Origin of the sequence: Cellulomonas hominis (genome assembly GCF_005239125.1) — a bacterium.
Classification (GTDB): Bacteria; Actinomycetota; Actinomycetes; order Actinomycetales; family Cellulomonadaceae; genus Cellulomonas; species Cellulomonas hominis_A.
In genome coordinates this window covers 1-25,131 of the sequence record NZ_SZYE01000037.1, presented here as the reverse complement: position 1 = coordinate 25,131, position 25,131 = coordinate 1, and the positions used below count along the sequence as shown (strand labels likewise).

At 74.8% G+C, this 25,131-nt stretch carries 24 protein-coding genes and 4 tRNA genes; 23 read left to right on the top strand and 5 right to left on the bottom strand.

Annotation, left to right across the window (positions count from 1 at the left end; genetic code table 11):
* Positions 1-588: TetR/AcrR family transcriptional regulator (locus tag FA014_RS07110; protein WP_154728990.1), on the bottom strand; the 588-nt coding region annotated here is incomplete at its 3' end.
* A 77-nt stretch (positions 589-665) separates the two neighbouring features.
* Here FA014_RS07110 and FA014_RS07105 point away from each other — a divergent pair.
* The gene (locus FA014_RS07105) at positions 666-1,628 is read left to right on the top strand and encodes a zinc-binding dehydrogenase (RefSeq protein ID WP_230322939.1); all 963 of its coding nucleotides are present in this window, start codon (positions 666-668) and stop codon (positions 1,626-1,628) included.
* A gap of 102 nt (positions 1,629-1,730) precedes the next feature.
* Here FA014_RS07105 and FA014_RS07100 read toward each other — a convergent pair.
* From FA014_RS07100 to FA014_RS07090, 3 genes are all read right to left on the bottom strand, one after another.
* Positions 1,731-1,805 (bottom strand) — tRNA-Val (locus FA014_RS07100).
* Positions 1,806-1,818: 13 nt separating this feature from the next.
* Positions 1,819-1,889, bottom strand: a tRNA-Cys gene (locus FA014_RS07095).
* 53 nt (positions 1,890-1,942) lie between these two features.
* Positions 1,943-2,014 (bottom strand) — tRNA-Gly (locus FA014_RS07090).
* A gap of 216 nt (positions 2,015-2,230) precedes the next feature.
* Between FA014_RS07090 and FA014_RS07085 the strand changes: the two genes are divergently transcribed.
* The gene (locus tag FA014_RS07085) at positions 2,231-3,382 is read left to right on the top strand and encodes a chorismate-binding protein (RefSeq protein WP_154728989.1); all 1,152 of its coding nucleotides are present in this window, start codon (positions 2,231-2,233) and stop codon (positions 3,380-3,382) included.
* Between the two features lie 5 nt (positions 3,383-3,387).
* The gene (locus FA014_RS07080) at positions 3,388-4,263 is read left to right on the top strand and encodes an aminotransferase class IV (protein WP_154728988.1); all 876 of its coding nucleotides are present in this window, start codon (positions 3,388-3,390) and stop codon (positions 4,261-4,263) included.
* Positions 4,264-4,285: 22 nt separating this feature from the next.
* On the opposite strand, the gene FA014_RS07075 is transcribed toward FA014_RS07080, so the two are convergent.
* On the bottom strand, positions 4,286-4,714 hold the full coding sequence (locus tag FA014_RS07075) for an SsgA family sporulation/cell division regulator (RefSeq protein ID WP_154728987.1): 429 nt from the start codon (positions 4,712-4,714) through the stop codon (positions 4,286-4,288).
* Positions 4,715-4,942: 228 nt separating this feature from the next.
* Here FA014_RS07075 and FA014_RS07070 point away from each other — a divergent pair.
* The 20 genes from FA014_RS07070 to FA014_RS06975 all read left to right on the top strand — a co-directional run bounded on the left by FA014_RS07070 (position 4,943) and on the right by FA014_RS06975 (position 24,873).
* Positions 4,943-5,014, top strand: a tRNA-Val gene (locus tag FA014_RS07070).
* 133 nt (positions 5,015-5,147) lie between these two features.
* Positions 5,148-7,163 (top strand): threonine--tRNA ligase, encoded by a 2,016-nt coding sequence (thrS, locus tag FA014_RS07065; protein WP_154728986.1) that lies wholly within the window; start codon positions 5,148-5,150, stop codon positions 7,161-7,163.
* 40 nt (positions 7,164-7,203) lie between these two features.
* Positions 7,204-7,770 (top strand): HIT family protein, encoded by a 567-nt coding sequence (locus FA014_RS07060; RefSeq protein ID WP_230322938.1) that lies wholly within the window; start codon positions 7,204-7,206, stop codon positions 7,768-7,770.
* A gap of 7 nt (positions 7,771-7,777) precedes the next feature.
* On the top strand, positions 7,778-8,395 hold the full coding sequence (gene pgsA / locus FA014_RS07055; RefSeq protein ID WP_154728985.1) for a phosphatidylinositol phosphate synthase: 618 nt from the start codon (positions 7,778-7,780) through the stop codon (positions 8,393-8,395).
* Entirely contained in the window at positions 8,392-9,375 is a 984-nt protein-coding gene (locus FA014_RS07050) for a phosphatidylinositol mannoside acyltransferase (RefSeq protein WP_154728984.1), read from the top strand. Before pgsA ends, FA014_RS07050 begins: the two co-directional genes overlap by 4 nt.
* Positions 9,376-9,407: 32 nt before the next feature.
* Positions 9,408-10,601, top strand: coding sequence for a glycosyltransferase family 4 protein (locus FA014_RS07045; RefSeq protein WP_195969189.1), 1,194 nt, complete (start codon positions 9,408-9,410; stop codon positions 10,599-10,601).
* Between the two features lie 4 nt (positions 10,602-10,605).
* Positions 10,606-11,238 carry a hypothetical protein gene (locus FA014_RS07040; RefSeq protein ID WP_154728983.1) on the top strand — a complete coding sequence of 211 codons (633 nt, stop codon included), beginning with the start codon at positions 10,606-10,608 and terminating at the stop codon, positions 11,236-11,238.
* Between the two features lie 118 nt (positions 11,239-11,356).
* Positions 11,357-12,280 (top strand): pyridoxal 5'-phosphate synthase lyase subunit PdxS, encoded by a 924-nt coding sequence (gene pdxS, locus FA014_RS07035; RefSeq protein WP_154728982.1) that lies wholly within the window; start codon positions 11,357-11,359, stop codon positions 12,278-12,280.
* Positions 12,277-12,897, top strand: a complete 621-nt coding sequence (locus FA014_RS07030; RefSeq protein ID WP_419178379.1) for an NUDIX hydrolase — start codon at positions 12,277-12,279, stop codon at positions 12,895-12,897. The genes pdxS and FA014_RS07030 overlap by 4 nt, the downstream gene beginning before the upstream one ends.
* 65 nt (positions 12,898-12,962) lie before the next feature.
* Positions 12,963-14,168: a pyridoxal phosphate-dependent aminotransferase gene (locus tag FA014_RS07025; protein ID WP_230322937.1), complete on the top strand. Its 1,206-nt coding sequence runs from the start codon at positions 12,963-12,965 to the stop codon at positions 14,166-14,168.
* 9 nt (positions 14,169-14,177) lie between these two features.
* Positions 14,178-14,795 carry a pyridoxal 5'-phosphate synthase glutaminase subunit PdxT gene (pdxT, locus tag FA014_RS07020; protein ID WP_154728981.1) on the top strand — a complete coding sequence of 206 codons (618 nt, stop codon included), beginning with the start codon at positions 14,178-14,180 and terminating at the stop codon, positions 14,793-14,795.
* A gap of 85 nt (positions 14,796-14,880) precedes the next feature.
* On the top strand, positions 14,881-15,636 hold the full coding sequence (locus FA014_RS07015) for a YebC/PmpR family DNA-binding transcriptional regulator (protein ID WP_154728980.1): 756 nt from the start codon (positions 14,881-14,883) through the stop codon (positions 15,634-15,636).
* A 164-nt stretch (positions 15,637-15,800) separates the two neighbouring features.
* Entirely contained in the window at positions 15,801-16,373 is a 573-nt protein-coding gene (ruvC, locus tag FA014_RS07010; protein WP_154728979.1) for a crossover junction endodeoxyribonuclease RuvC, read from the top strand.
* Positions 16,374-16,496: 123 nt separating this feature from the next.
* Positions 16,497-17,117, top strand: a complete 621-nt coding sequence (ruvA, locus tag FA014_RS07005) for a Holliday junction branch migration protein RuvA (RefSeq protein ID WP_154728978.1) — start codon at positions 16,497-16,499, stop codon at positions 17,115-17,117.
* Entirely contained in the window at positions 17,110-18,165 is a 1,056-nt protein-coding gene (ruvB, locus tag FA014_RS07000) for a Holliday junction branch migration DNA helicase RuvB (protein WP_230322936.1), read from the top strand. The genes ruvA and ruvB overlap by 8 nt, the downstream gene beginning before the upstream one ends.
* A gap of 131 nt (positions 18,166-18,296) precedes the next feature.
* The gene (gene yajC, locus FA014_RS06995; protein WP_154728977.1) at positions 18,297-18,716 is read left to right on the top strand and encodes a preprotein translocase subunit YajC; all 420 of its coding nucleotides are present in this window, start codon (positions 18,297-18,299) and stop codon (positions 18,714-18,716) included.
* A gap of 102 nt (positions 18,717-18,818) precedes the next feature.
* Positions 18,819-20,675 (top strand): protein translocase subunit SecD, encoded by a 1,857-nt coding sequence (gene secD / locus FA014_RS06990; protein ID WP_154728976.1) that lies wholly within the window; start codon positions 18,819-18,821, stop codon positions 20,673-20,675.
* Positions 20,675-21,781, top strand: coding sequence for a protein translocase subunit SecF (gene secF / locus FA014_RS06985; protein WP_154728975.1), 1,107 nt, complete (start codon positions 20,675-20,677; stop codon positions 21,779-21,781). Before secD ends, secF begins: the two co-directional genes overlap by 1 nt.
* A complete protein-coding gene (locus FA014_RS06980; protein ID WP_154728974.1) occupies positions 21,778-22,347 on the top strand; it encodes an adenine phosphoribosyltransferase in 570 nt (189 codons plus the stop codon). The genes secF and FA014_RS06980 overlap by 4 nt, the downstream gene beginning before the upstream one ends.
* A gap of 201 nt (positions 22,348-22,548) precedes the next feature.
* Positions 22,549-24,873 (top strand): RelA/SpoT family protein, encoded by a 2,325-nt coding sequence (locus tag FA014_RS06975; protein WP_154728973.1) that lies wholly within the window; start codon positions 22,549-22,551, stop codon positions 24,871-24,873.
* Positions 24,874-25,131: the final 258 nt, after the last annotated feature.

The following is a 25,131-nucleotide window of genomic DNA, read 5'->3' as shown; positions in this document are numbered from 1 at the left end:
GAGCGGCACCGGGTCGGCCCGGGCGCGGAAGCCCTCGAGCGCGAGAGCCGTGCGACGCCGCGCCTCGGCGACGCGGACCTCGGCCGGCGCGTCCTCGGGGCCGCGGCTGCCGAGGAGCACCAGGACGAGGTCGTCGGGGACGACGTCCGCCCGCAGCACCCCCGCCGCCTGGGCGCGGCGGACGAGCGCCGCGAGCGCGTCGAGGGCCGCCGCCCGCGACCCACCGGCGCGGGCATCGCCGCGCACGCTCGCGAGGAGCGCGTCCTGGAGGTGCCGGTTCCGTGCGCTCGCCTCGCCGATGCTCATGACGACGCCGGCGAAGCCCCGCCACGGGTCGGGGTCGGCCAGGCCGTCCTGGACGGTGGCCGCGCAGGTGCGCAGCTCGTCCGCGACGACCTCGGCGACGAGCGCCTGCTTGGTCGGGAAGCTCCGGTACACCGTGGCGGGCGCGACCCCGGCCCGGCGCGCGACCTCGCTGACGGGTGCCGCGAGGCCGGCACCGGAGAGCAGGGCCCGCGCCGAGGCGAGCACCCGGCTGCGGTTGTCCGCCGCGTCGGCACGCAGGATCCGAGGCAGTCCGCCGCTCATCGCTCTCACTTCCGCCGAGGACGTGGCGCGCGTCCCTAGCGTCGCCGTCGTCAGGCTACGACGACAGACACGGAGTGATGATGCAGGCAGTGGTGGTGGAGCGGTTCGGCGGCGCGGACGGTCTGGTGGTGGCCGACGTGCCCGAGCCGACGGCCGGGCCCGGGCAGGTGCTGATCGAGACCGAGGCGATCGGCGTCGGCGGCGTCGACGTGCTGATCCGGCGCGGGGCGATCGGGGTCGCGGGCGTCGCCGAGGGCTTCGTGCCGGGCAGCGAGCTCGCCGGGCGCGTGGTCGCGGTCGGGGACGGCGTGGACCCCGGGTGGCGGGGTCGTCGGGTGTGGGCGTTCACCGGGACGGCCGGCGCGTACGCCGCCCGCGCGGTCGCCGGGCTCGACGACATCACGGTCCTCCCCGACGGGCTGTCGTCCGTCGACGCGGTCACGGTGGGCGGTGCCGGCCCGGTGGCCCACTTCGCGCTGCGGCACGCGCAGCTCGGGCCGGGCGAGTCGGTCCTCGTGCGCGGCGCCGCCGGGAGCATCGGGATCCTGGCGATCCAGCTCGCCGCCGCCGCGGGCGCGTCCACGATCGGCGTCACCACCTCGTCGCCGGAGCGGGGCGCGGTGCTGCGGTCGTTCGGCGCCGAGCACGTGCTCGACCGCGCCGGGGCCGGAGCGGGTGCCCCGGACGAGTGGGACGTGATCGTCGACATCGTGGGCGGCGCGGACGTCCCGGCGTTCCTCGAGCGCCTCGCCCCCGCGGGTCGCATGGTCGTCGTGGGCGCCGTGGCCGGGTTCCCGCCGCCCGACTTCGGCGTCACCCTGCTGCGGTCCTTCCAGCGGTCGCTGACGTTCAGCACGTTCAGCCTCGACACCGTCGCCGTCCCCGACCGCAACCGGGTGCGCGCGGAGCACCTCGCGTCGGCGGCAGCGGGTCGGCTCGTCGGCGTCGTGCACGACGTGCTGCCGCTGACCGCCGCGGCCGAGGCGCACCGGCGCATGGACGCGGGGGAGGTCGTCGGGCGCATCGTCCTGACCGTGTGAGAGCCGGCGTCCGGGACCGCGGGTCCCGGACGCCCGTCCCTCGCCCCCGCGCCCCGTTCCCGGACATGGCAAGAGCCCCAGGTCGATGACCTGGGGCTCTGCTGGTGGGCGATACTGGGATCGAACCAGTGACCTCTTCCGTGTCAGGGAAGCGCGCTACCGCTGCGCCAATCGCCCGGGTGCTGCTACGAGGTGGAGATGGGATTCGAACCCACGTATACGGCTTTGCAGGCCGCTGCCTCGCCTCTCGGCCACTCCACCCTGAGACCTCAGTCCTCAGCGACCGAATGGCCGGCCGGGAGTGTCTGCCTCCGAGCGGACGACGGGATTCGAACCCGCGACCCTCACCTTGGCAAGGTGATGCTCTACCACTGAGCCACGTCCGCGCGCCTGTCCTGCCGGTTCTCACCGGCGTTCCTGGTGCGTCGAGAACATTAGCCGACTTCCGAGGCGGGAGTCCAATTGGCTGACCAGGGCCCCGGAGTCCCGCGTGATGACGCGGATCGGGCCGCTCAGCAGGGCCGTCGGGGCCGGCGGAGCCCCGGGACGGGCGGTGCGACCTGCGCCACACCGCCCGCGGCGGGGCTGGCTACCGTGGCCCCGTGCCGACTCCTCCCGCCGCGCCCGCGACGCCGTCCGCCCCCGCCGCCGGGGTCGCCTGGTTCGGCGGGCGCGTGCTGCGGGACCCGGTCGAGCACGTCCCGGACGTCGCCCACGAGCCCGGGCGTCTGCGGGCGCCGGGGCACTGGGTCGTGGTGGGGGACTTCGAGGGCCCGGTCGCGGCGTGGCGGTTCCGGGAGGCCGAGGGCGACCCCGGGGCAGCGGCAGCGGCGCCGGCGGACCCCCGCGGCCCGGCGGCGCCCCTCGACGCCGCGTGGCGCGGGCCCGACCCCGCGGCCTGGACGACCTCCCTGGACGAGCCCGCCTACCTCGCGGCCGTCGCGGCGGTGCGCGAGGCCGTCCGCGAGGGCGACGTCTACCAGGCCAACCTCTGCCGCGTCCTCGCCGCTCCGCTGCCCGTGCGCGACGGCCGGGAGCCCGACGCGCGGGCCCTCGGGTCGCGGCTCGCCGCGGGCAACCCGGCCCCGTACGCCGGCGGGGTGCACGTGCCGGCCGGGGGAGCGGTGCCGCCCGTCTGGGTCGTCACGGCCTCGCCGGAGCTGTACCTCCGGGTGGCCGACGGCTGGGTGACGTCCGCGCCGATCAAGGGGACCGCGCCCACCGCCGACGGGCTGACCGCCAAGGACCACGCGGAGAACGTGATGATCACCGACCTGGTCCGCAACGACCTGCAGCGGGTGTGCGACCCCGGGACGGTCGAGGTGACCACCCTGCTCGGCGTCGAGGAGCACCCCGGGCTGGTGCACCTGGTGTCGACGGTGCGCGGGCGGCTGCGCGGCGACGTCCGGGACGGCGCCGACCTGTGGGCGCGGCTGCTCGGCGCGACGTTCCCGCCGGGGTCGGTGTCGGGGGCGCCCAAGTCGTCGGCGCTCGACCTGATCCGCCGGCTGGAGCCGGTGCCGCGCGGCCCCTACTGCGGGGCGGTCGGCTGGCTGGAGGTCGGCGAGGACGGGACGACGCGTGCGGAGCTGGCCGTCGGGATCCGGACGTTCGTCTGGGCGGACGGGACGCTGCGGTTCGGCACCGGCGCGGGGATCACGTGGGGGAGCGACCCCGGCGCGGAGTGGGCGGAGACCGAGCTCAAGGCGCGGCGGCTCGTCGGCCTCGCCTCCGGCGGCCCGGTGGCAGGATGACCGCCGTGGTGAGCGTCCTGTGGGCCGGCGGCCGGCTGCGCGACCCGTGCGAGCCCGTCGTCGCGGGCACCGACCCCGGCTACGCCACGGGCCTCGGCCTGTTCGAGACCTGCGCCGTCGTCGGCGGCCGGGCGTTCGCGCTGACCCGGCACCTGCGCCGGCTCGCCGCGTCCGCCGCCGCCCTGGAGCTGCCGGCGGTCCCGGACGACGACGTCCGCGAGGCGGTCGCGGCGGTGCTGGCCGCGAGCGGGCCCGAGGTCGGCCGGCTCCGGATCACGGTGACCCCCGGCGCGCCCGGCGGCCCCGGTTCCGGCGGCCCCGCGCCCGCCCGCCCCGCGGCCCCGGCCCCCGTCCTGGTCGTCACCGCCGGACCGGCCCCGCCCCGCGGCCCCGCGCACGTCGTCCGGTCGGCGTGGGTGCGCAACGAGCGATCCCCGCTGGCCGGGCACAAGTCGACGTCCTACGCCGCGGACGTCCTCGCCCTGTCCGCGGCGACCCGGGCCGGCGGGAACGAGGCGCTGCTGGCGAACACCCGCGGGGCGCTGTGCGAGGGCGCGACGTCGAACGTGCTGGTCGAGCGGGGCGGCGAGCTGCTCACCCCCGCGCTGTCCTCGGGGTGCCTGCCCGGCGTGACGCGCGCGCTGGTGCTGGCGTGGGCCGCGGAGGCGGGCCTGCCGGTCCGGGAGGCCACCGCCGACGAGCTGCCCTGGTCCGTGGTCGAGGACGCGCGCGCGGGCGCCGCCGGGCTCGCGCTGGCCGGGTCGCTGCGCGGCGTCGTCGGCGTCGAGGTGGTCGAGGGCGCGCGCGTGGCGGTCGGTCCGCTCACCGCCGAGGTGGCGCGGCTGTTCCGGGCGCGCGCGGCCGACGACCTGGACCCCTGAGCCGGCCCGGGAGGAGGGTGCGTCAGGCGGTGAGGAGCGCCGCGATGAGGGCGGCGATCTCGCCCTCCATGCGGTCGCTCTCGGTGCCGAGCGCGACGAGCTGCTCGGTCGCGGTGAGGAACCGCTCGAGCGGCTCGGACGGGGACGCGAGCAGCGCGCTGCCCTCGATCCCGGTGAGGGACACGAGCGTGAACATCGGGTCCTCGTCGCGCCACACCTGGACGTCGCCGCAGCCGGCGGGGTCCTCGGCGTCGGCGAGCATGCCCTGGAGCAGGAGCTCGCGGCCGAGCAGCCACACGGAGGTGGACTGCGGCGAGGTGAACACGGCGCGCACCGTGTAGGGGTCGCTCACGCGGTAGGACAGCTCCGCGGTGACAGGCAGGACGCTGGCATCGGAGCTGATGAGCTGCATGGCGACGGTCTCGACGACGTCGTACGAGCGCTGGGCCACCGCATCCTCCTTCACACACGTCTCGCGAGACGACCATCATGACGCACGGGTCGCCAGGAGCGGAGGTCCCGGGCCGAACTTCACCCACCCGGACGCCTCACCGGCGGCGCGCGCCGGTCGACACGGCGCGACCGCGGCGGTGCACGCGGGGCGGGACGCGCTCCCCGGGCGGGGCAGCCGCGCCGATTTCGGATCCGCGCCCCGGGTCGGGTAATGTTCTCGTCTGCCGGGCGATTGGCGCAGTGGTAGCGCGCTTCGTTCACACCGAAGAGGTCACTGGTTCGAACCCAGTATCGCCCACCGGCTCGAAGGCCCCGGTCCCGCTGCGGACCGGGGCCTTCGTCGTGCCGCGGGCCCTCGACCGGGTGACCGGTCGGTAGCATCGACCCGGACCCCGTGCGCGAGGCGCGGGCCGACCGGAGGAGACCCCGCAGTGTCCGAGCTCATCACCCTCACCGTCGACGGCACCAGCACCACGGCCGAGGCGGGGACGACGGGCACGGACCTGTTCGGCGCTCGCCGCGACGTGGTCGTCGTGCGCGTCGACGGGGACCTGCGGGACCTGTCCCGTCCGCTGCCCGACGGCGCCGTCGTCGAGGCCGTCACGGTCGACTCGCCCGACGGCCTGGCCGTGCTGCGCCACTCCGCCGCCCACGTGCTCGCGCAGGCGGTGCAGGAGGTCAACCCCAAGGCCAGGCTCGGCATCGGCCCGCCCGTCACCGACGGCTTCTACTACGACTTCGACGTCGAGGAGCCGTTCACCCCCGAGGACCTCAAGGCCCTCGAGAAGGTGATGTCCCGGATCGTCAAGGAGAACCAGACCTTCCGTCGCGTCGAGGTCACCGACGACGAGGCGCGCGCGCTCGCCGCGGACGAGCCGTACAAGCTCGAGCTCATCGGCCTGAAGTCGACCGCGGACACCGCGGGGGAGGGCGCGTCGGTCGAGGTCGGCGCCGGCGGCCTGACCTACTACCAGAACGTGCGCGGCGCGGGCCGCGAGTCGGAGACGGTCGTCTGGCAGGACCTCTGCCGGGGCCCGCACGTGCCCAGCACCAAGGTGCTCGGCAACGGCTTCCAGCTGACCCGGTCCGCCGCCGCGTACTGGCGGGGGAGCGAGAAGAACCCGCAGCTGCAGCGGATCTACGGCACCGCGTGGCCGACCAAGGACGAGCTCAAGGCGTACCTGGAGCGGGTGGCCGAGGCCGAGCGCCGCGACCACCGCCGGCTCGGCACCGAGCTGGACCTGTTCTCGTTCCCGGACGAGATCGGCTCCGGCCTGGCGGTGTTCCACCCCAAGGGCGGCATCATCCGGATGGAGATGGAGGAGTACTCCCGGCGCAAGCACGTCGAGGCGGGCTACTCGTTCGTCAACTCCCCGCACATCACCAAGCAGCAGCTGTTCGAGATCTCCGGCCACCTGGACTGGTACGCCGACGGCATGTACCCGCCCATGCAGCTGGACGAGGAGCGCGACGCCGAGGGCAACATCAAGCGCGCGGGGCAGAACTACTACCTCAAGCCGATGAACTGCCCCATGCACAACCTGATCTTCGACTCCCGGGGGCGCTCGTACCGCGAGCTGCCGCTGCGGCTGTTCGAGTTCGGCACCGTGTACCGGTACGAGAAGTCCGGCGTCGTGCACGGCCTGACGCGCGCCCGCGGCTTCACCCAGGACGACGCGCACATCTACTGCACGCGCGACCAGATGAAGGGCGAGCTCACCAGCCTGCTCACCTTCGTCCTCGACCTGCTGAAGGACTACGGGCTCGACGACTTCTACCTGGAGCTGTCGACCCGCAACCCCGAGAAGTCGGTGGGCGAGGACGCGGCGTGGGAGGAGGCGACCGAGACGCTCCGTCAGGTCGCCACCGAGTCGGGCCTCGAGCTGGTCCCGGACCCGGGCGGCGCCGCGTTCTACGGCCCGAAGATCTCCGTCCAGGCCAAGGACGCGATCGGCCGCACCTGGCAGATGTCGACGATCCAGCTCGACTTCAACCTGCCCGAGCGGTTCGACCTGGAGTACACGGCGGCCGACGGCACCCGCCAGCGCCCGGTGATGATCCACCGCGCGCTGTTCGGGTCGATCGAGCGGTTCTTCGCGGTGCTGACCGAGCACTACGCGGGCGCGTTCCCGGCCTGGCTCGCGCCGGTCCAGGTGCTCGCGGTGCCGGTCGCCGAGCCGTTCGAGCCGTACCTCGAGGACGTCGTCGCCCAGCTGCGGGCCCAGGGCATCCGCGCCGAGCTCGACCGGTCGAGCGACCGGTTCGGCAAGAAGATCCGCAACGCCTCGACGCAGAAGATCCCGTTCGTGCTGATCGCGGGCGGCGAGGACGCCGAGGCCGGCGCGGTGTCGTTCCGGTACCGGGACGGCCGCCAGGAGAACGGCGTGCCGGTCGCGGAGGCCGTGCAGCGCGTCGTGACCGCCGTGCGCGAGCACGCGCAGGTCTGACGCGGTGACCGCGCGCGACGACGACCCGAGGGGGCCGGCGGTGGAGGACGCCGCCGGCCTCCCCGGCGTGCCCGACGGCTTCGGCCGGCTGTGGACCCCGCACCGGATGGCCTACATCGGCGGCGAGAACAAGCCGGCCGACGGCGAGCAGGGGGACGGCTGCCCGTTCTGCCGCATCCCGTCCCTGTCCGACGAGGACGGCCTGGTCGTCGCGCGCGGCGCGGTCGCCTACGTGGTGCTCAACCTCTACCCGTACAACGGCGGCCACGTCCTGGTGGTCCCGTACCGGCACGTCGCGGACTACACGGACCTGACCGGCGCCGAGGTGGCCGAGGTCGCGGACCTCACCCGCACGGCCATGCGCGTGCTGCGCGAGGTGAGCGGCCCGCACGGCTTCAACCTGGGCATGAACCAGGGGGCCGTGGCGGGCGCGGGCATCGCGGCGCACCTGCACCAGCACGTGGTGCCGCGCTGGTCGGGGGACAGCAACTTCCTGCCGATCGTCGGCCGCACCCGGGCGCTGCCGGAGCTCCTGCACGACACCCGGGCGCGCCTCGCGGCGGCCTGGCCGGCGGCCGACGGCGCCGCCGGCGACCAGAAGGGATGACCGGCCCGTGCTGAACGGACTGCGGGGGGCCATGACCCGGCTCTTCACCCCGGTGGCGGACGCGCTGCTCAAGCGCGGCGTGTCCCCGGACGCGGTGACCATCACCGGCACCGTCGCCGTCGTCGCGGCGGCCCTGTGGCTGTACCCGGCGGGGCACTTCCTGGCGGCGAGCCTGGTGATCGCGTTCTTCGCGCTGACCGACAGCCTGGACGGCGTGATGGCGCGGCGCGCCGGCCGGTCCGGGCCGTGGGGCGCGTTCCTCGACTCGACGCTCGACCGGTTCGGCGACGCCGCGATCTTCTCCGGCCTGGTGCTGTGGTTCGTGCACGGCAGCGACTCGTCGTGGGCGGGCTGGGGGTCGGGCCTCGCGCTGGCGTGCCTGGTGCTCGGGTCGGTCGTGCCGTACGCGCGGGCCCGCGCCGAGGGCCTCGGCATGACCGCGGCCGTCGGGATCGCCGAGCGCGCCGACCGGCTGGCCACCGTGCTGGTGGCCACGGCGCTGGTCGGGGTCGGCGTGCCCGAGCCCGTGCTGGTCGTGGTCCTCGGCCTGCTCGCCGTGGCGTCGCTCGTGACGGTCGTGCAGCGGGTGCAAACGGTCCGGCGCCAGGCGCTGGGGGCGCGGTGAAGCGCCCGCAGGTGGACGTGGCGGCGCTGTTCGCGTTCGCCTGGCGGGTCGTCGGCAAGGTCCCGGACCCGGTGGTGCGCGGGGTCTTCCGGCTCGTCGCCGACGTGGTGTGGCTGCTCCGCGGCGCGGGCGTCCGCCAGCTGGAGGCGAACCTCGGGCGGGTGCGGCCGCAGGCCCGTCCGGACGAGATCCGCCGGCTGAGCCTGCTCGGCATGCGGTCCTACATGCGGTACTACGGCGAGGCGTTCGCCCTGGTCGGGGCGAGGCCCGAGCAGATCGACGCGCGGGTGCGGCTGGTCGACCCGGGCGAGGTCGTCGGCACCATGCGCGAGGGCCGGATGATCGTGCTGGCGCTCGGGCACCTGGGCAACTGGGACCTCGCCGGCGCCTGGGCCACCCGCAACCTCGGCCGGACGGTCACGGTCGCGGAGCGGCTCAAGCCCGAGGCGCTGTTCCAGGAGTTCCTGCAGTTCCGCGAGAGCCTCGGCCTGGAGATCATCCCGTTGACCACAGGCGCGGGCGGCGGCGTGTTCCGCGAGCTCGTGCGCGCGGCCCGGCAGCCCGGCGGCGGCCTGATCCCGCTGCTCGCCGACCGCGACCTGACCGCCCGCGGCGTGGAGGTCGACCTGTTCGGCGAGCGCGCCCGGGTCGCGGCCGGGCCCGCCGCGCTCGCCGTGTCGACCGGGGCTCCCCTGTGCTCCGCGTCGATCACCTACGAGCGGCTGACCGGTGCGCGCCGACGGGCGGCGGGCACCGCGTGGGGCGTCGTGATCGAGTTCGGCCGGCTGCTCAGCGTGCCCGACGACGTCCCGCGGTCCGACCGGGTCGCGGTGCTCACCCAGGCGTGGGTCGACGACCTCGGGCGGGGCATCTCCCGGGCGCCCCAGGACTGGCACATGCTGCAGAAGGTGTTCGTGGCCGACCTGGACCCCGAGCGGTACGCGCGGACGAAGGCGGCGGCCGGCGAGGCGGCGTCGTGATCGCCGGCCTGGCGCCCGGGCCGTCCCGCCCGCTGCGGGTCGGCATCGTCTGCCCCTACTCGTTCGACGTGCCGGGCGGGGTGCAGTTCCACGTCCGGGACCTCGCGGAGGCGCTGATCGACCGCGGGCACAGCGTGTCCGTGCTGGCGCCGGCCGACGAGGACACCCCGATCCCGCCGTACATGACCTCCGCCGGCCGGGCCGTGCCCGTCCGGTACAACGGCTCGGTCGCGCGGCTGGCGTTCGGCCCGATCACGGCGGCCAAGGTGCGGCGCTGGCTGGAGGCCGGGCAGTTCGACGTGCTGCACCTGCACGAGCCGGCCACGCCGTCGCTGAGCATGCTCGCGCTGTGGATCGCGGACGGCCCCGTGGTCGCGACGTTCCACTCCTCGCTGGTGCGGTCCCGGTCGCTGCAGATCGCCTACCCGCTGGTCCGCCAGTCGCTGGAGAAGATCGGCGCGCGGATCGCGGTGTCGGAGGACGCACGCCGCACCCTCGTGGAGCACCTGGGCGGCGACGCGGTCGTGATCCCGAACGGGGTGTTCGTCGACGCGTTCGACGGGGTGCCCACCGACCCGCGCTGGGCCGGGACGCCCGAGGCGCCGACCGTGGTGTTCCTGGGCCGGCTGGACGAGCCGCGCAAGGGCCTGCCGGTGCTGCTCGAGGCGGTCCCGGAGGTGCGCCGCGCGTTCCCGGGCGTGCGGATCCTGGTCGCCGGCCGCGGCGACACCGGCCCCGCCGAGGTCCGCGAGCTGCTCGGCGACGACGCGGACGCGGTGGAGTTCCTGGGCGGGATCAGCGACGAGGAGAAGGCGCGGCTGCTCGCGTCCGCGGACGTGTACTGCGCGCCGCAGACCGGCGGCGAGTCGTTCGGCATCGTGCTGGTCGAGGCCATGAGCGCGGGCACCGCGGTGCTGGCCTCGGACCTCGGCGCGTTCCGGCGGGTGCTCGACGACGGCGCGGCGGGCGTGCTGTTCCGCACCGGCGACTCCGCCGACCTCGCCCGCGCGCTCGTCGGGCTGCTCGGCGCCCCGGGGGAGCGCGACCGGGTGGCGGCCGCGGGCCGGGCGGCCGTCGGGCGGTACGACTGGTCGACGGTGACGCACCAGGTGCTGACGGTGTACGAGATGGCGGTCGAGGGCAGCGTGGCGCCGGTGGGCGAGGACCCCACCTCGCTGCGCGGCGCCCGGACGGCGCTGCGGCGCCTGCGCGGGGACGAGGGATGAACCGATGAGCTGGTCCGAGACGGCGGTGGTCGTCGTCGCGGTGCTCCTGGTGGTGCTGTGGTGGTCCTGGGTGGCCGCGTCGCGCATCGACCGGCTGCACCGCAAGGTCGCCGCGTCCCGCGCGGTGGTGGACACCCAGCTGCTCCGGCGGGCGTCCGCGGCGTCGACGCTCGCGGCGTCGGGCGTGCTCGACCCGGTGAGCTCGGTGCTCGTCGGCGAGGCCTCCTGGGCGTCGATCGCCGCCGGCAGCCCGCAGACCCAGGGCATGGCCCGGCTGCCCGCCGAGCTGCGCGGGCCCGAGCGGTCCGACCCGGCCACCGGCGACCGCGGGCTGGTCGAGTCCGAGCTGTCCGCGACGCTCCGCGAGGCGCTGGACGACCCCGAGGAGGTCGCCGCGCTGCGGGAGGAGCCCGGCGCGGCCGAGCTGCTCGACGCGCTCGGGGACGCCTGGTACCGGGTGCAGCTCGCGCGCCGGTTCCACAACGAGGCGGTCGCCCAGGCGCAGCGGATGCGCCGGGGCTGGGCGGTGCGCACCCTCCGGCTGGCCGGGCGGGCGCCCATGCCGCAGACGCTGGAGCTGGACGACGCCTGGCCCGCCGCCCTGGGCCGGCCCGGGCAGCCGCCGGCCGCGGCCTGACGTCCCGCCCCGGCGCCCGGACACACCGGCGCGGGTCGTGGACGACCGCCGACGCCGTCGCCCGGCGCGACTACGATGGGACCCGGAAACCCCCCTGAGCCGAACTGCGAGGACCTCCGTGACCACCGACACCAGCCAGCCCGCCACCGGCAGCGACGTCCCCGCGGTGGGCACCGCCCGCGTGAAGCGCGGCATGGCGGAGATGCTCAAGGGCGGCGTGATCATGGACGTCGTCACGGCCGAGCAGGCCAAGATCGCCGAGGACGCCGGCGCGGTCGCCGTCATGGCGCTCGAGCGGGTGCCGGCCGACATCCGCGCCCAGGGCGGCGTCGCCCGCATGAGCGACCCGGACCTGATCGACGGGATCGTCAGCACCGTGTCCATCCCGGTGATGGCCAAGGCCCGGATCGGCCACTTCGTCGAGGCCCAGGTGCTGCAGAGCCTCGGCGTGGACTACGTGGACGAGTCCGAGGTGCTGACGCCGGCCGACTACGCGCACCACATCGACAAGTGGCAGTTCACCGTGCCGTTCGTCTGCGGCGCGACCAACCTGGGCGAGGCGCTGCGCCGCATCACCGAGGGCGCGGCGATGATCCGCTCCAAGGGCGAGGCCGGCACCGGCGACGTGTCGAACGCGACCACGCACATGCGGACCATCCGCGACGAGATCCGCCGGCTGTCCTCGCTGCCCGAGGACGAGCTGTTCCTCGCCGCCAAGGAGCTGCAGGCGCCGTACGACCTGGTCGTCGAGGTGGCCCGCGCCGGCAAGCTGCCGGTCGTGCTGTTCACCGCGGGCGGCATCGCGACCCCGGCCGACGCGGCGATGATGCGCCAGCTCGGCGCCGAGGGCGTGTTCGTCGGCTCGGGCATCTTCAAGTCGGGCAACCCGGCGCAGCGCGCCGCGGCGATCGTGAAGGCGACGACCTTCTACGACGACCCGGACGTCATCGCGAAGGTCTCCCGCGGCCTCGGCGAGGCGATGGTCGGCATCAACGTGGACGACGTCCCGGTGCCGCACCGCCTGGCCGAGCGCGGCTGGTGACCCACCCCGTGCCGACCGACGGCCCGTCGACCCCCGCGGGGGCCGGCGGGCCGTCGCCGTCGCCGGCGACCACCGCCTCGTCGCTCGGCGCCGACTGGGTGCTCGGCGAGGACGGCCTGCGGTTCCGGCGGGCGGCGCGGGTGCTGCTGCTCGACGCCGAGGACCGGCTGCTGCTCGTCCGCGGCCACGACGTCGACCAGCCCGAGCGGTCCTGGTGGTTCACCGTCGGCGGCGGGATCGACGCGGGGGAGTCCGCGCGGGAGGCGGCGGTCCGCGAGGTCCGCGAGGAGACCGGGCTGCTGCTGGACGACGCCGCGCTGGTCGGCCCCGTGCTGACCCGGTCGGCGCTGTTCGACTTCTACGCGGAGCACTGCCGGCAGGACGAGGAGTTCTTCCTCGCGCGGGTCGCCGACGCCCTGGACACCGAGGCCGTCGCCCGGGACGGCTGGACCGAGGTCGAGCTCGACGTCCTCGACGAGCTGCGCTGGTGGCGCCTGGACGACCTCGCCGCCGAGACCCGCGAGGTGTTCCCCGAGGGCCTGCCCGACCTGGTGCGGCCGCTGCTGGCCGGGTGGGACGGGTCGGTGCGGCACCTGGGGCTGCAGCGCGACGACTGACGGACCGGGACGACGGAGTTACCGGGGAGTAACGTCCTGCGCCGGTTGTCGGATACGGTCGGCCGGTGCCCATCTCGACCTCGCCCGTGACCCGCATGCACCGCAGCGGCATCCGCACCCTCATGGAGCTCGCCATGCGCGACCCGGAGGCGATCCGCCTGGAGATCGGCGAGCCCGACGTGCCGACGCCCGCGCACGTCGTGGCCGCGGCCGGCCGGGACGCCGCCGCGGGGCACACCGCGTACACGTCCAGCACCGGCACCCCCGAGCTGCGCGCCGCGCTGGCCGAGAAGGTGCGCCGGGTCAACGGCCTCGACGTCACCGCCGCCGACGTCGTCGTGACGCACGGCGCGATGCACGGGCTCGCGATGGCGATCAACGCGCTCGCCGGCCCGGGCGACGAGGTGCTGCTGCCCGACCCCGAGTTCCCGAACTGGCGGATGGCGGCCGTGGCGGCCGGCGTCGACGTCGCGACCTACCCGGCGCGCGCGGCGAACGGCTTCGTGCCGACCCTCGCCGACATCGCCGCGGCGGTCACGCCCGCGACCCGGGTGATCGTCGTGTGCTCGCCGAACAACCCGACGGGGGCCATGTACCCGCCGGAGCTGCTGGCCGGCGTCGTCGAGCTGGCCCGGGAGCGGGACCTGTGGGTGTTCTCGGACGAGTGCTACGAGGCGATCACCTTCGACCGCCCGCACGCCAGCCCCGCCGCCTTCGACACGGACGGCCGGGTGCTGACGTTCTTCAGCTTCTCCAAGACCTACGCGATGACCGGGTGGCGGCTCGGCTACGTCGTGTCCCGGGACCCGGGCGTGATCGACCTGCTCGGCCAGGTCGCCGAGGCGACGGTCGCCTGCCCGTCGTCGGTGAGCCAGCGGGCCGCGCTCGCCGCGCTGACCGGCCCGCAGGACGACGTCGCCGCGGCGGTGGACTCCTACCGGGAGCGGCGCGACGCCGCGGTGGCGCTGCTGGACGCGCGCGGCATCCCGTCCGTGCGGCCGCAGGGCGCGTTCTACCTCATGGTCGACGTGTCCGCCGCGACCGCGGACTCCGAGGCGTTCGCGCTGCGGCTGCTGGCCGACCGGCACGTGTCGGTGTCGCCGGGGTCCGCGTTCGGGCCGGGCGGCGAGGGCATGGTCCGGGTGTCGCTCGCGAGCGAGCGCGGCGCGCTGCTCGCGGGGCTGGCGCGGCTGGCGGACCTCGTGGAGGACTGGGCCGGGTCGCGGGCCGCCGTCGGCGGGGGTGCGCTGCACGGCGCCGCTGATTCGTAGGATGAGCGGGTGACCGCCACCCCCACCATCGGTGTCCTGGCCCTGCAGGGCGACGTCCGCGAGCACCTGGCCGCCCTGCGCGCCGCCGGGGCGGAGGCCGTCCCGGTGCGCCGCACGTCCGAGCTCGACGCCGTCGACGGCCTGGTGCTGCCCGGCGGCGAGTCGACCACGATCGACAAGCTGCTGCGCGCGTTCGAGCTCGACGCCCCGGTGCGGGAGCGGCTCGAGGGCGGCATGCCCGCCTACGGGTCGTGCGCCGGGATGATCCTGCTCGCCGACCGGATCGTCGGCGGCATCGACGGGCAGCGCACCCTCGGCGGGCTGGACGTGACCGTGCGACGGAACGCGTTCGGGCGGCAGGTCGACTCGTTCGAGACGGACCTGACCATCGACGGCGTCCCGGACAGCGCGGCCGACCCGGTGCACGCCGTGTTCATCCGCGCACCCTGGGTGGAGGAGGTCGGTCCGGCGGCCACCGCGCTCGCCCGCGTGGAGTCCGGGCCCGCCGCCGGTAGGATCGTCGCGGTGCGCCAGGGCTCGTTGCTCGCCACGTCCTTCCACCCGGAGGTGACGGGGGACACGCGGGTGCACCGGCTGTTCGTCGAGATCGTCCGCGACGCCCTGTGAGAGCGGGGGCGCGACCCGGAGCAGGGTCGCGCCGCACCGCCGGCCCGGGCAGCGCCGGGGCGGCGCGGGAAACGAGAGGGAAGCGATGTCGGGTCACTCCAAGTGGGCCACCACCAAGCACAAGAAGGCCGTGATCGACGCGAAGCGCGGCAAGCTCTTCGCGAAGCTCATCAAGAACATCGAGGTCGCCGCGCGCACCGGCGGTGGTGACCCCGCGGGCAACCCGACGCTGTTCGACGCCATCCAGAAGGCCAAGAAGACCTCGGTCCCGAACGACAACATCGAGCGCGCCGTCAAGCGCGGCTCCGGTGCCGAGGCCGGCGGCGCCGACTACCAGACGATCCTCTACGAGGGCTACGGCCCCGGCGGCGTCGCCTTCCTGGTCGAGTGCCTCACCGACAACCGGAACCGCGCGGCGGCCGACGTGCGCGTCGCGTTCACCCGCAGCGGCGGCCAGCTGGCCGACCCGGGCTCGGTGGCCTACCTGTTCTCGCGCAAGGGCGTCGTGATGGTCCCCAAGGAGGGCACCACCGAGGACGACGTCATGCTGACCGTGCTCGACGCGGGCGCCGAGGAGGTCAACGACGCGGGCGAGGCCTTCGAGGTGCTGTCCGAGGCGACCGACCTCGTCGCGGTGCGCACCGCGCTGCAGGACGCCGGCATCGAGTACGACTCGGCCGACGTCGTGTTCTACCCGGCGACGCAGATCGAGGTGGACGCCGAGGGCGCCCGCAAGATCCTGCGGCTGATCGACGCGCTCGAGGACTCGGACGACGTGCAGAACGTCTACGCGAACTTCGACGCCTCCGACGAGGTCATGGCGGAGCTCGAGGACGACTGACCGCGAGCACGCGCGACGCCCCGCCCCGGACCCCGGGTGCGGGGCGTCGTCGCGTCCGCGGGGTCGCTCGGGGTCCTCGACCGGACGCGGGTGGGGCGTGCTGCCGGACACGCCGAGCGTGTCGGGCAGGTCGCGCCACCCGGCCGGGCTGCGAGGATGAGCGCGTGCGCGTACTCGGAGTGGACCCCGGTCTGACCCGCTGCGGGCTGGGCGTGGTCGACGGGCTGCCCGGCCGCAAGGTCCGGATGGTCGCGGTCGGGGTGGCGCAGAGCCCGCCCGGCGCGGACATCGACCAGCGGCTGCTCGTCATCGCCGCGACCATCGACGAGTGGCTCGAGGAGCACGCCCCCGACGCCCTCGCGGTCGAGCGGGTGTTCGCGCAGCACAACGTCAGCACCGTCATGGGGACCGCGCAGGTCGCCGGCATCGCGATGCTCGCGGCCGCCCGCCGGCGGATCCCGGTCGCGATGCACACGCCGTCCGAGGTGAAGGCCGCGGTGACCGGCAGCGGCCGTGCCGACAAGCCCCAGGTGCAGTCGATGGTGCAGCGGCTGCTGTCCCTCGACGAGCTGCCCCGCCCGGCGGACGCCGCGGACGCCCTCGCCCTGGCGATCTGCCACCTGTGGCGCCCCGCCGGCGCGGTCGGCGCCCCGCAGCGCGCGCCCGGGTCGATGACCGCGGCGCAGCGCGCGTGGGCGGCGGCCGAGCAGGCCGCCCGCCGGGTCCCGACCCGCTGACCCCCGCCCCGGGGCCGGGCGCCGCCGCGTGTCGTTCGTACAGGTGTTCGCACGCGTGGCAGACTGCACCGCGGGCGCGCGGCCACCGCGGTCGCGCGTCGTCCGCGACTGGGAGGAGCCGGAGTGATCGCCTCGGTGCACGGGACGGTGCAGGCCGTGCGGCTGGACGCCGCGGTGGTGGAGGTCGGCGGCGTCGGCATGCTCGTGCAGGCGACGCCCGCGACGCTCGCCGGCCTGCGGGTCGGGCACACCGCCACGCTGCACACCTCGCTGGTCGTGCGCGAGGACGCGCTGACGCTGTTCGGCTTCGCCGACGACGACGAGCGCGAGGTGTTCGAGGTGCTGCAGCAGGTCAGCGGCGTCGGGCCCCGGCTCGCGCTGGCGATGCTCGCGGTGCACACACCGGACGGGCTGCGGCGCGCCGTCGCCACCGAGGACCTCGCGGCGCTCAAGCGCGTCCCGGGCATCGGGCAGAAGGGCGCCCAGCGGATCGTGCTGGAGCTCGCGGACCGGCTCGGCGCCCCGGCCCCGGCCGCGCTCGCCGGCGGCGTGGCGGCCCCCGCCGGGCCCCCGGACCGGCGCGACCAGGTCGTCGACGCGCTGGTGGGCCTCGGCTGGAACCAGAAGGCGGCGACGGACGCGGTGGCGACGGTGCTGGACGGCAGCGAGGAGCCGGTCGGGGAGGCGGAGGTCGCGGGCGTGCTGCGCGCGGCGCTGCGCACGCTGGGCGGCGGCCGTGGCTGACGAGACCGACCTCGGCGTGGACGTCGACCCCGCGGGCTCCGTGGTCCGCCCCGGGGCCGACGAGCTCGAGCGTGCCGCCGAGGCCGCGCTGCGCCCGCGGCACCTGGACGAGTTCGTCGGCCAGAAGGTGGTCCGCGAGCAGCTGTCGCTGGTGCTGCAGGCGGCGCTCGGCCGCGGGCGCGCACCGGACCACGTGCTGCTGTCCGGCCCGCCCGGGCTCGGCAAGACGACGCTCGCCATGATCATCGCCGCGGAGCTCGGCACCTCGCTGCGCGTCACCAGCGGGCCCGCCATCCAGCACGCCGGCGACCTCGCCGCGATCCTGTCCTCCCTGGAGGAGGGCGAGGTGCTGTTCCTGGACGAGATCCACCGCCTCGCGCGGCCGGCCGAGGAGCTGCTGTACGTCGCGATGGAGGACTTCCGCGTCGACGTCGTCGTGGGCAAGGGCGCGGGGGCGAGCGCGATCCCGCTGGCCCTGCCGCCGTTCACGGTCGTCGGCGCCACCACCCGCGCGGGGCTGCTGCCGGCGCCGCTGCGCGACCGGTTCGGCTTCACCGGCCACCTCGACTTCTACGCCGACGACGAGCTGGAGCGTGTGCTGCTCCGGTCCGCCGGGCTGCTCGGCGTGCCGCTGGCGCCCGAGGCCGCGGCGGAGATCGCGTCCCGGTCGCGTGGCACGCCGCGCATCGCCAACCGGCTGCTGCGCCGGGTGCGCGACTGGGCGCAGGTGCGCGGCGACGGCAACCTGTCGCTCGACGCGGCGCGCGCGGCGCTCGAGGTGTACGAGGTCGACCACCGAGGGCTCGACCGGCTCGACCGGTCGGTGCTGACGGCGCTGTGCACCCGGTTCGGCGGCGGGCCGGTCGGGCTCACCACCCTGGCGGTCGCCGTGGGCGAGGAGCCGGAGACGGTCGAGACCGTCGCGGAGCCGTTCCTGGTCCGCGAGGGGCTGATCGGCCGGACCCCCCGGGGCCGGGTCGCGACGCCGGACGCCTGGGCGCACCTGGGTCTGTCGGCGCCCGTGCCCACGGATACGCTGTTCGGCTGAGACCCCGCGCGCCGCGGGTCGCCGAACAGGTCCCGCACAGGGAACCGCCGCGCGCCCGCAGTCGTTAGGAGCCCGGAGCCGTGGCGCCTAGACTGCGGCCGACGTCGTACGCAGTCAGGAGCTGTTTCCTCGTGGACTTCTCGTTCCTCATCATCCTCGCCATCGGGGCCGTGGCGCTGTTCCTCATGAGCAGCCGCCAGCGCAAGGCGCAGCGGGAGCAGCTCAGCTTCCGCGACAACCTGCAGCCCGGGCAGCGCGTGATGACCGGGTCCGGCATGTACGGCACCGTCGTCGAGGTCGACGGCGACGAGGTCACGCTCGAGTCGACGCCCGGAAACGAGTCCGTGTGGATCAAGGCCGCGATCGCGCGCCTCGTCGAGCCGCCGGTGGACGAGGAGACCGAGGTCGACGAGGACGCCGAGGACGACGTCGAGTGGCGTGACGAGCCGGGCGCCATCCCGCCGGGCCGGATCGACGTCCCGGACGACCTCTCCTCGCTGCAGCCGCCGCGCGACGACGAGGGTCCCGACACCAAGAAGTCCCAGCAGTAGTCGACCGGGCGTCCCGCCCCCGCCGAGCGCGGGGGACGGGGCGCCCTTCATCCGCACCGCCCGCCGTCCGCGGGCGGTGCGCGCACGAGAGAAGACGGTCCGTTGGCCCCACCCACACGCCGCCGCCACCCGGCGCGCATCCTGCTCACGCTCGCCGTGATCACGGTCGCCGTGTTCGGCGCGATCTTCGCCGGCACCAAGCTGTCGGACGCGACCTGGACGCCCAAGCTCGCCCTCGACCTCGAGGGCGGCACCCAGCTCATCCTGGCGCCGGTCGCGCAGGACGAGTCCCGCGTCACCTCCGAGACCATCGCGCAGGCGATCGAGGTCATCCGGCAGCGCGTCGACTCGTCCGGCGTCGCCGAGGCGGAGATCAGCTCGCAGGGCGGGTCCAACATCGTCGTGGCCCTCCCCGGCCGCCCGAGCGAGGAGACGCTGGACCTCGTCCGCACCTCCGCGCAGATGGAGTTCCGGCCGGTCCTGACCTACGGCGCCGCGACGCCGACGGCGACGCCGTCCGCGAGCCCGACGGACGGCGCGACCGAGCCCTCGGACCAGCCGACCAAGGCCGCGCCGGACTCCGCGAGCGACGCCGCGTACTACATCACCCCCGCCGTGCAGGCGGAGTACGACGCCCTCGACTGCACCGACCCGGCGAACCTCACGGGCGGCAAGCAGAGCGCGGCCGACGCGGCGCTGGTGACCTGCGACCCCGACGGCACCGTCAAGTACATCCTGGGCCCGGTCGAGGTGGAGGGATCGCACATCGCGAACGCCAGCTCGGGCCTCCAGGTCAGCCAGTCCGGCGCCGTCACCAACAACTGGGCGGTCAACCTGGAGTTCGACCGCACCGGCACCCGCCAGTTCGCGGACGTCACCGAGCGCCTGCAGGGCCTCACGTCGCCGCAGAACCAGTTCGCGATCGTGCTCGACGGGCTCGTCATCTCGGCCCCGTCGCTCGACCCGGGCGTGATCATCTCGGACGGCAAGGCGGAGATCTCCGGCTCGTTCACCCGCGACTCCGCGACCGCGCTCGCCAACCAGCTGAAGTTCGGCGCGCTGCCGCTCAGCTTCGAGGTGCAGAGCGAGGAGCAGATCTCCGCGACGCTCGGTTCCGAGCAGCTGGAGAAGGGCCTGATCGCCGGCCTCATCGGCCTGATCCTGGTCGTCGTCTACTCGCTGTTCCAGTACCGCGCGCTCGGCCTGGTGACGGTCGCGTCGCTGGTCATCGCCGCGGTGCTCACCTACGGCGTCATCACCCTGCTGTCCTGGACGCAGGGCTACCGCCTCTCGCTGCCCGGCGTCGCCGGGTTGATCGTGGCCATCGGCATCACGGCGGACTCGTTCATCGTGTACTTCGAGCGCATCCGCGACGAGCTGCGCGAGGGCCGGACGCTGGTCGCCGCCGTCGACCGCGCCTGGGAGCGCGCGCGCCGCACGATCCTGGCGTCCGACGCGGTGAACTTCCTCGCCGCCCTGGTGCTCTACTTCCTGGCCGTCGGCTCGGTGCGCGGCTTCGCGTTCACCCTCGGCCTGACCACGCTGCTCGACCTGCTCATCGTGTTCACCTTCACCCACCCGGTGATGCGGCTGATCGCGAAGACCCGGTTCTTCGGCAGCGGGCACCCGCTGTCCGGCCTGGACCCGCGCCGGCTCGGCGCGCCCGAGTCGACCCGCTACGTCGGCCGCGGCCGCGTGGTCACGGGCCGGCGCGCGGACGGCGACGCCCCTGCCACGGAGACCGCCGACCTCGACGCCCGCACGTCCACCCTGGTGGCGGCCCCGGTCGGCGCGGGCGGCACCATCGCCGAGCGCCGCGCCGCCGCGCGCGCCGCGCAGGCCGCGGCGGAGGCCGGGCCCCCGGCCGACGACGCCGGGAACCCCGGCACGACCGACACCGACGACGCACCCGACGGCAGCACCCCCGCCGCGCGACGCACCGAGGGGAGCGAGTCCTGATGGCCGTCAACTTCGCCCAGTGGGGCAACGACCTGTACACCGGCCGCCGCTCGTACGACATCGTCGGCCGGCGCCGCACCTGGTTCCTGGTCTCCGGGATCCTGGTGCTGCTCTCGGTGGTCCTGCTGTTCAAGCCCGGCCTGCACCCCGGCATCGAGTTCCGCGGCGGCTCGCAGTTCACCGTCTCGAACGTCTCGACCACGGACCAGCAGCCCGCCATCGACGCGATCACCGCGATCGCGCCGGAGGAGGTGCCGCGCGTCAGCAACGTCGGCTCGTCGACCCTGCGCGTCCAGACGTCCGAGCTCACGAACGACCAGGTCACCCAGGTCCGCACCGCGCTCGAGGACGCCTACGGCGTGTCCGAGGACGACGTGGCGAGCTCGTTCATCGGCCCCACCTGGGGCGCGGACGTCTCCAAGAAGGCCGCGACCTCGCTGGTCGTGTTCCTGGTGCTCGTCAGCATCGTCATGACGGTGTACTTCCGGAACTGGCGCATGGCCGTGGCCGCGATCGTCGCGCTGTTCCACGACATCCTCATCACGGCCGGTGTGTACGCCGCGGTCGGCTGGGAGGTCACGCCGGCGACGGTGATCGGCTTCCTCACGATCCTCGGGTACTCGATCTACGACACCGTCGTGGTGTTCGACAAGGTCCGCGAGAACACCGTGGGCATCACCGACCAGACGCGCGCCACGTACGAGGAGCGCGCCAACCTGGCGGTCAACCAGACGCTGGTCCGCTCGATCAACACCTCGGTCGTGGCGCTGCTGCCGGTCGCGGGCATCCTGTTCATCGGGGCGTTCGTGCTCGGCGCCGGCACGCTGCGCGACATCGCGCTCGCGCTGTTCGTCGGCATGATCGTCGGCGCGTTCTCCTCGATCTTCCTCGCGACGCCGCTCGAGGTGGTGCTCCGCATGCGCGAGCAGCCGATCCGCGACCACACCGCCAAGGTGCTCGCCGCCCGTGCGCGGCTCGTCGAGGGCGGGCTGGACGAGGACGCCTCGGCGGAGCAGGTCGCCGTCGCGCGGTTCACGGGCCAGGTGCGGCCGGGTGGCCACCAGGGAGTCGCGGCGCAGCCGCGCAGGAAGAAGGGCCGGCGATGAGCGGCGTGCAGGACGTGAGCGGTCGGGGCCTCGGGCTGACGGGCCAGGCGCTCGTCGACCGGGTCGAGGCGCTGGTGCGCAGCGTGCCGGACTACCCGACGCCCGGCGTGGTGTTCAAGGACATCACCCCGCTGCTCGCGGACGGCCCCGCGTTCGACGCGGTCGTGCGCGAGATGGCCGCCCGGGTCCCCGGGCCGGTCGACCTGGTCGCCGGCATGGAGGCGCGCGGGTTCATCCTCGCGGCGCCGGTCGCGATGGCCCTCGGCGCCGGCTTCCTGCCGGTGCGCAAGGCCGGCAAGCTGCCCGGCCCGACCGCGCGCCGGGACTACCAGCTCGAGTACGGCGCGGCCTCGGTCGAGCTGCACCCGTTCACGGTGCCGGCCGGCTCCCGCGTGCTCGTGGTCGACGACGTGCTCGCCACGGGCGGCACGGCCCAGGCGACCGTCGAGCTGCTGGAGGAGTGCGGGGCCGAGGTCGTCGGCCTGTCGTTCCTCATGGACCTCACGTTCCTGCCGGGCCGGTCGCGGCTCGCGGGGCGGCACGTGGACGCCCTGCTGTCGGTCTGAACCCCCCGGTCGTCCCGCACGCCGTCGCCCCGCCGGGGCGGCGGCGTGCTGCGCTGTCGGGGTCGGGGCCCGCGGGCGGCGGCCGTGACGCGGACCGCGGTGGTGACGCCGTAGAATCGTGCGGATCGACGGCGTGTCCGGCTCGCGCCGGACGCGCGGTGGCGGACAGCCGGGCGCGACCCGGCACGGCGGGAGGCGCGCATGGCGGACCCGGTTCGGACCCCGGCAGGAGCTGACGCACGGCCGGAGGCGCCCGCGACCACGGGCGGCACCAGCCGGGTGCGGTCGCGCCTGGCCCGGTTCGGGCAGAGCCGGGGGCCGCAGCAGTCGCCGGTGATCGAGCCGCTCCTGCAGGCCGTCCGCACCAACCACCCGAAGGCCGACCTCAGCCTGATCGAGCGCGCCTACGTCACCGCCGAGCGCGCGCACCGGGGCCAGCTCCGCAAGAGCGGCGACCCCTACATCACGCACCCGGTCGCGGTCGCGACCATCCTCGCCGAGCTCGGCATGACGCCGCCGACGCTCGCCGCCGCGCTGCTGCACGACACCGTCGAGGACACCTCGTACTCCCTGGACCAGCTCCGCAGCGAGTACGGGCCCGAGATCGCCATGCTGGTCGACGGCGTGACGAAGCTCGACAAGGTCACCTACGGCGACGCCGCGCAGGCCGAGACCGTGCGCAAGATGGTCGTGGCGATGTCCCGGGACATCCGGGTGCTGGTCATCAAGCTCGCCGACCGGCTGCACAACGCGCGCACCTGGAAGTTCGTCCCCGCCGCGTCCGCCGAGAAGAAGGCCCGCGAGACCCTCGAGATCTACGCGCCCCTCGCGCACCGCCTCGGCATGAACACGATCAAGTGGGAGCTCGAGGACCTGTCGTTCGCGACGCTGTACCCCAAGGTCTACGACGAGATCGTGCACCTGGTCGCCGAGCGCGCGCCGGCCCGCGAGGAGTACCTGGCCGTGGTCCGCGAGCAGGTCGGCGCCGACCTGCGCAGCGCCAAGATCAAGGCGACGGTCACCGGCCGGCCGAAGCACTACTACTCGATCTACCAGAAGATGATCGTGCGGGGCCGCGACTTCGCCGACATCTACGACCTCGTGGGCGTCCGCGTCCTGGTCGACACGGTGCGTGACTGCTACGCGGCGCTGGGCGCGCTGCACGCGCGGTGGAACCCGGTCCCGGGCCGGTTCAAGGACTACATCGCGATGCCCAAGTTCAACCTCTACCAGTCGCTGCACACGACGGTGATCGGGCCCGGCGGCAAGCCCGTCGAGATCCAGATCCGCACGCACGACATGCACCGCCGGGCGGAGTACGGCGTCGCCGCGCACTGGAAGTACAAGGAGAGCGCCAAGGGCCCGGGCGCCGACGCCGACGGCAACGACATGGCCTGGCTCCGGCAGCTCGTCGACTGGCAGAAGGAGACGGCGGACCCCTCGGAGTTCCTCGACTCGCTCCGGTTCGAGATCGCCGACGGCGAGGTCTACGTCTTCACGCCCAAGGGCGACGTCATGGCGCTGCCCGCCGGCGCCACCCCGGTCGACTTCGCGTACGCGGTGCACACCGAGGTCGGGCACCGCACGATGGGCGCCCGGGTCAACGGCCGGCTGGTGCCGCTCGACTCCACGCTGGAGAACGGCGACGTCATCGAGGTGTTCACCTCGAAGTCCGAGACCGCCGGCCCGTCCCGCGACTGGCTCGGCTTCGTCACCAGCCCCCGCGCGCGCAACAAGATCCGCCAGTGGTTCACCAAGGAGCGGCGCGAGGAGGCGATCGAGCACGGCAAGGACGCCATCGCCAAGGCGATGCGCAAGCAGAACCTGCCGATCCAGCGCCTGCTGTCCCACGAGTCGCTCGTCGCGCTCGCCAACGAGATGCGGTACGCCGACGTCTCCGCCCTGTACGCCGCGATCGGCGAGGGCCAGGTCTCCGCGGCGACCGTCGTGCAGCGGCTCGTGCACGCGATGGGCGGCGAGCCCGGCGCCGAGGAGGACATCGCCGAGGTCGCCCGCCCCGGGCAGACCGCGCGCCGCGTGCGCACCGGCGACCCGGGCGTGGTCGTCAAGGGCGTGGACGACATCTGGGTCAAGCTCGCCAAGTGCTGCACCCCGGTGCCGGGCGACGACATCATCGGGTTCGTCACCCGCGGCCAGGGCGTCAGCGTGCACCGGTCCGACTGCATCAACGTCACCGCGCTGCGCGCCCAGCCCGAGCGGATGGTCGACGTCGAGTGGAGCCAGGGGAGCACAGCGCTGTTCCTGGTGCAGATCCAGGTCGAGGCGCTGGACCGCAGCCGCCTGCTGTCGGACATCACGCGGGTGCTGTCCGACCACCACGTCAACATCCTGTCGGCGTCGGTCTCGACCTCCCGGGACCGGGTCGCGATGTCGCGGTTCGTGTTCGAGATGGCGGAGCCGTCGCACCTCGCGTCCGTGCTCGCGGCCGTGCGCAAGGTCGAGGGCGTGTTCGACGTCTACCGGATCACCGGGGCGAAGGCGGAGCAGCCGGTCGCCGAGGCCTGACCGGCCCACCCGCCGCGCGTCCCGGGTGATCGAACCGGCCGGACGTCCGGAGCGAACCCGGGACCGTTCCCGGTCACCCGGCGCGCGGCGCCGGCCCGGGGACCGCGAGGCGGGGGACCAGCGCCGCGGCGATGCCGGAGCACTGACGCCCCGCACTCCCACCACCACCGAGAGAACAGGGACCATGGCAGGACTCCTCTACCGCATCGGGCGCTTCTCGGCCCGCCGCGCCTGGGCCGTCGTGACGGCCTGGGTCGT

Excerpts from the sequence above, each read along its gene's own strand:
- FA014_RS06980 (WP_154728974.1), top strand. The coding sequence starts at position 21,778 with ATGAGCGGCGTGCAGGACGTGAGCGGTCGGGGCCTCGGGCTGACGGGC.
- FA014_RS07015 (WP_154728980.1), top strand. The coding sequence starts at position 14,881 with ATGTCGGGTCACTCCAAGTGGGCCACCACCAAGCACAAGAAGGCCGTG.
- secF (WP_154728975.1), top strand. The coding sequence starts at position 20,675 with ATGGCCGTCAACTTCGCCCAGTGGGGCAACGACCTGTACACCGGCCGC.
- FA014_RS07105 (WP_230322939.1), top strand. The coding sequence starts at position 666 with ATGATGCAGGCAGTGGTGGTGGAGCGGTTCGGCGGCGCGGACGGTCTG.
- FA014_RS06975 (WP_154728973.1), top strand. The coding sequence starts at position 22,549 with ATGGCGGACCCGGTTCGGACCCCGGCAGGAGCTGACGCACGGCCGGAG.
- FA014_RS07040 (WP_154728983.1), top strand. The coding sequence starts at position 10,606 with ATGAGCTGGTCCGAGACGGCGGTGGTCGTCGTCGCGGTGCTCCTGGTG.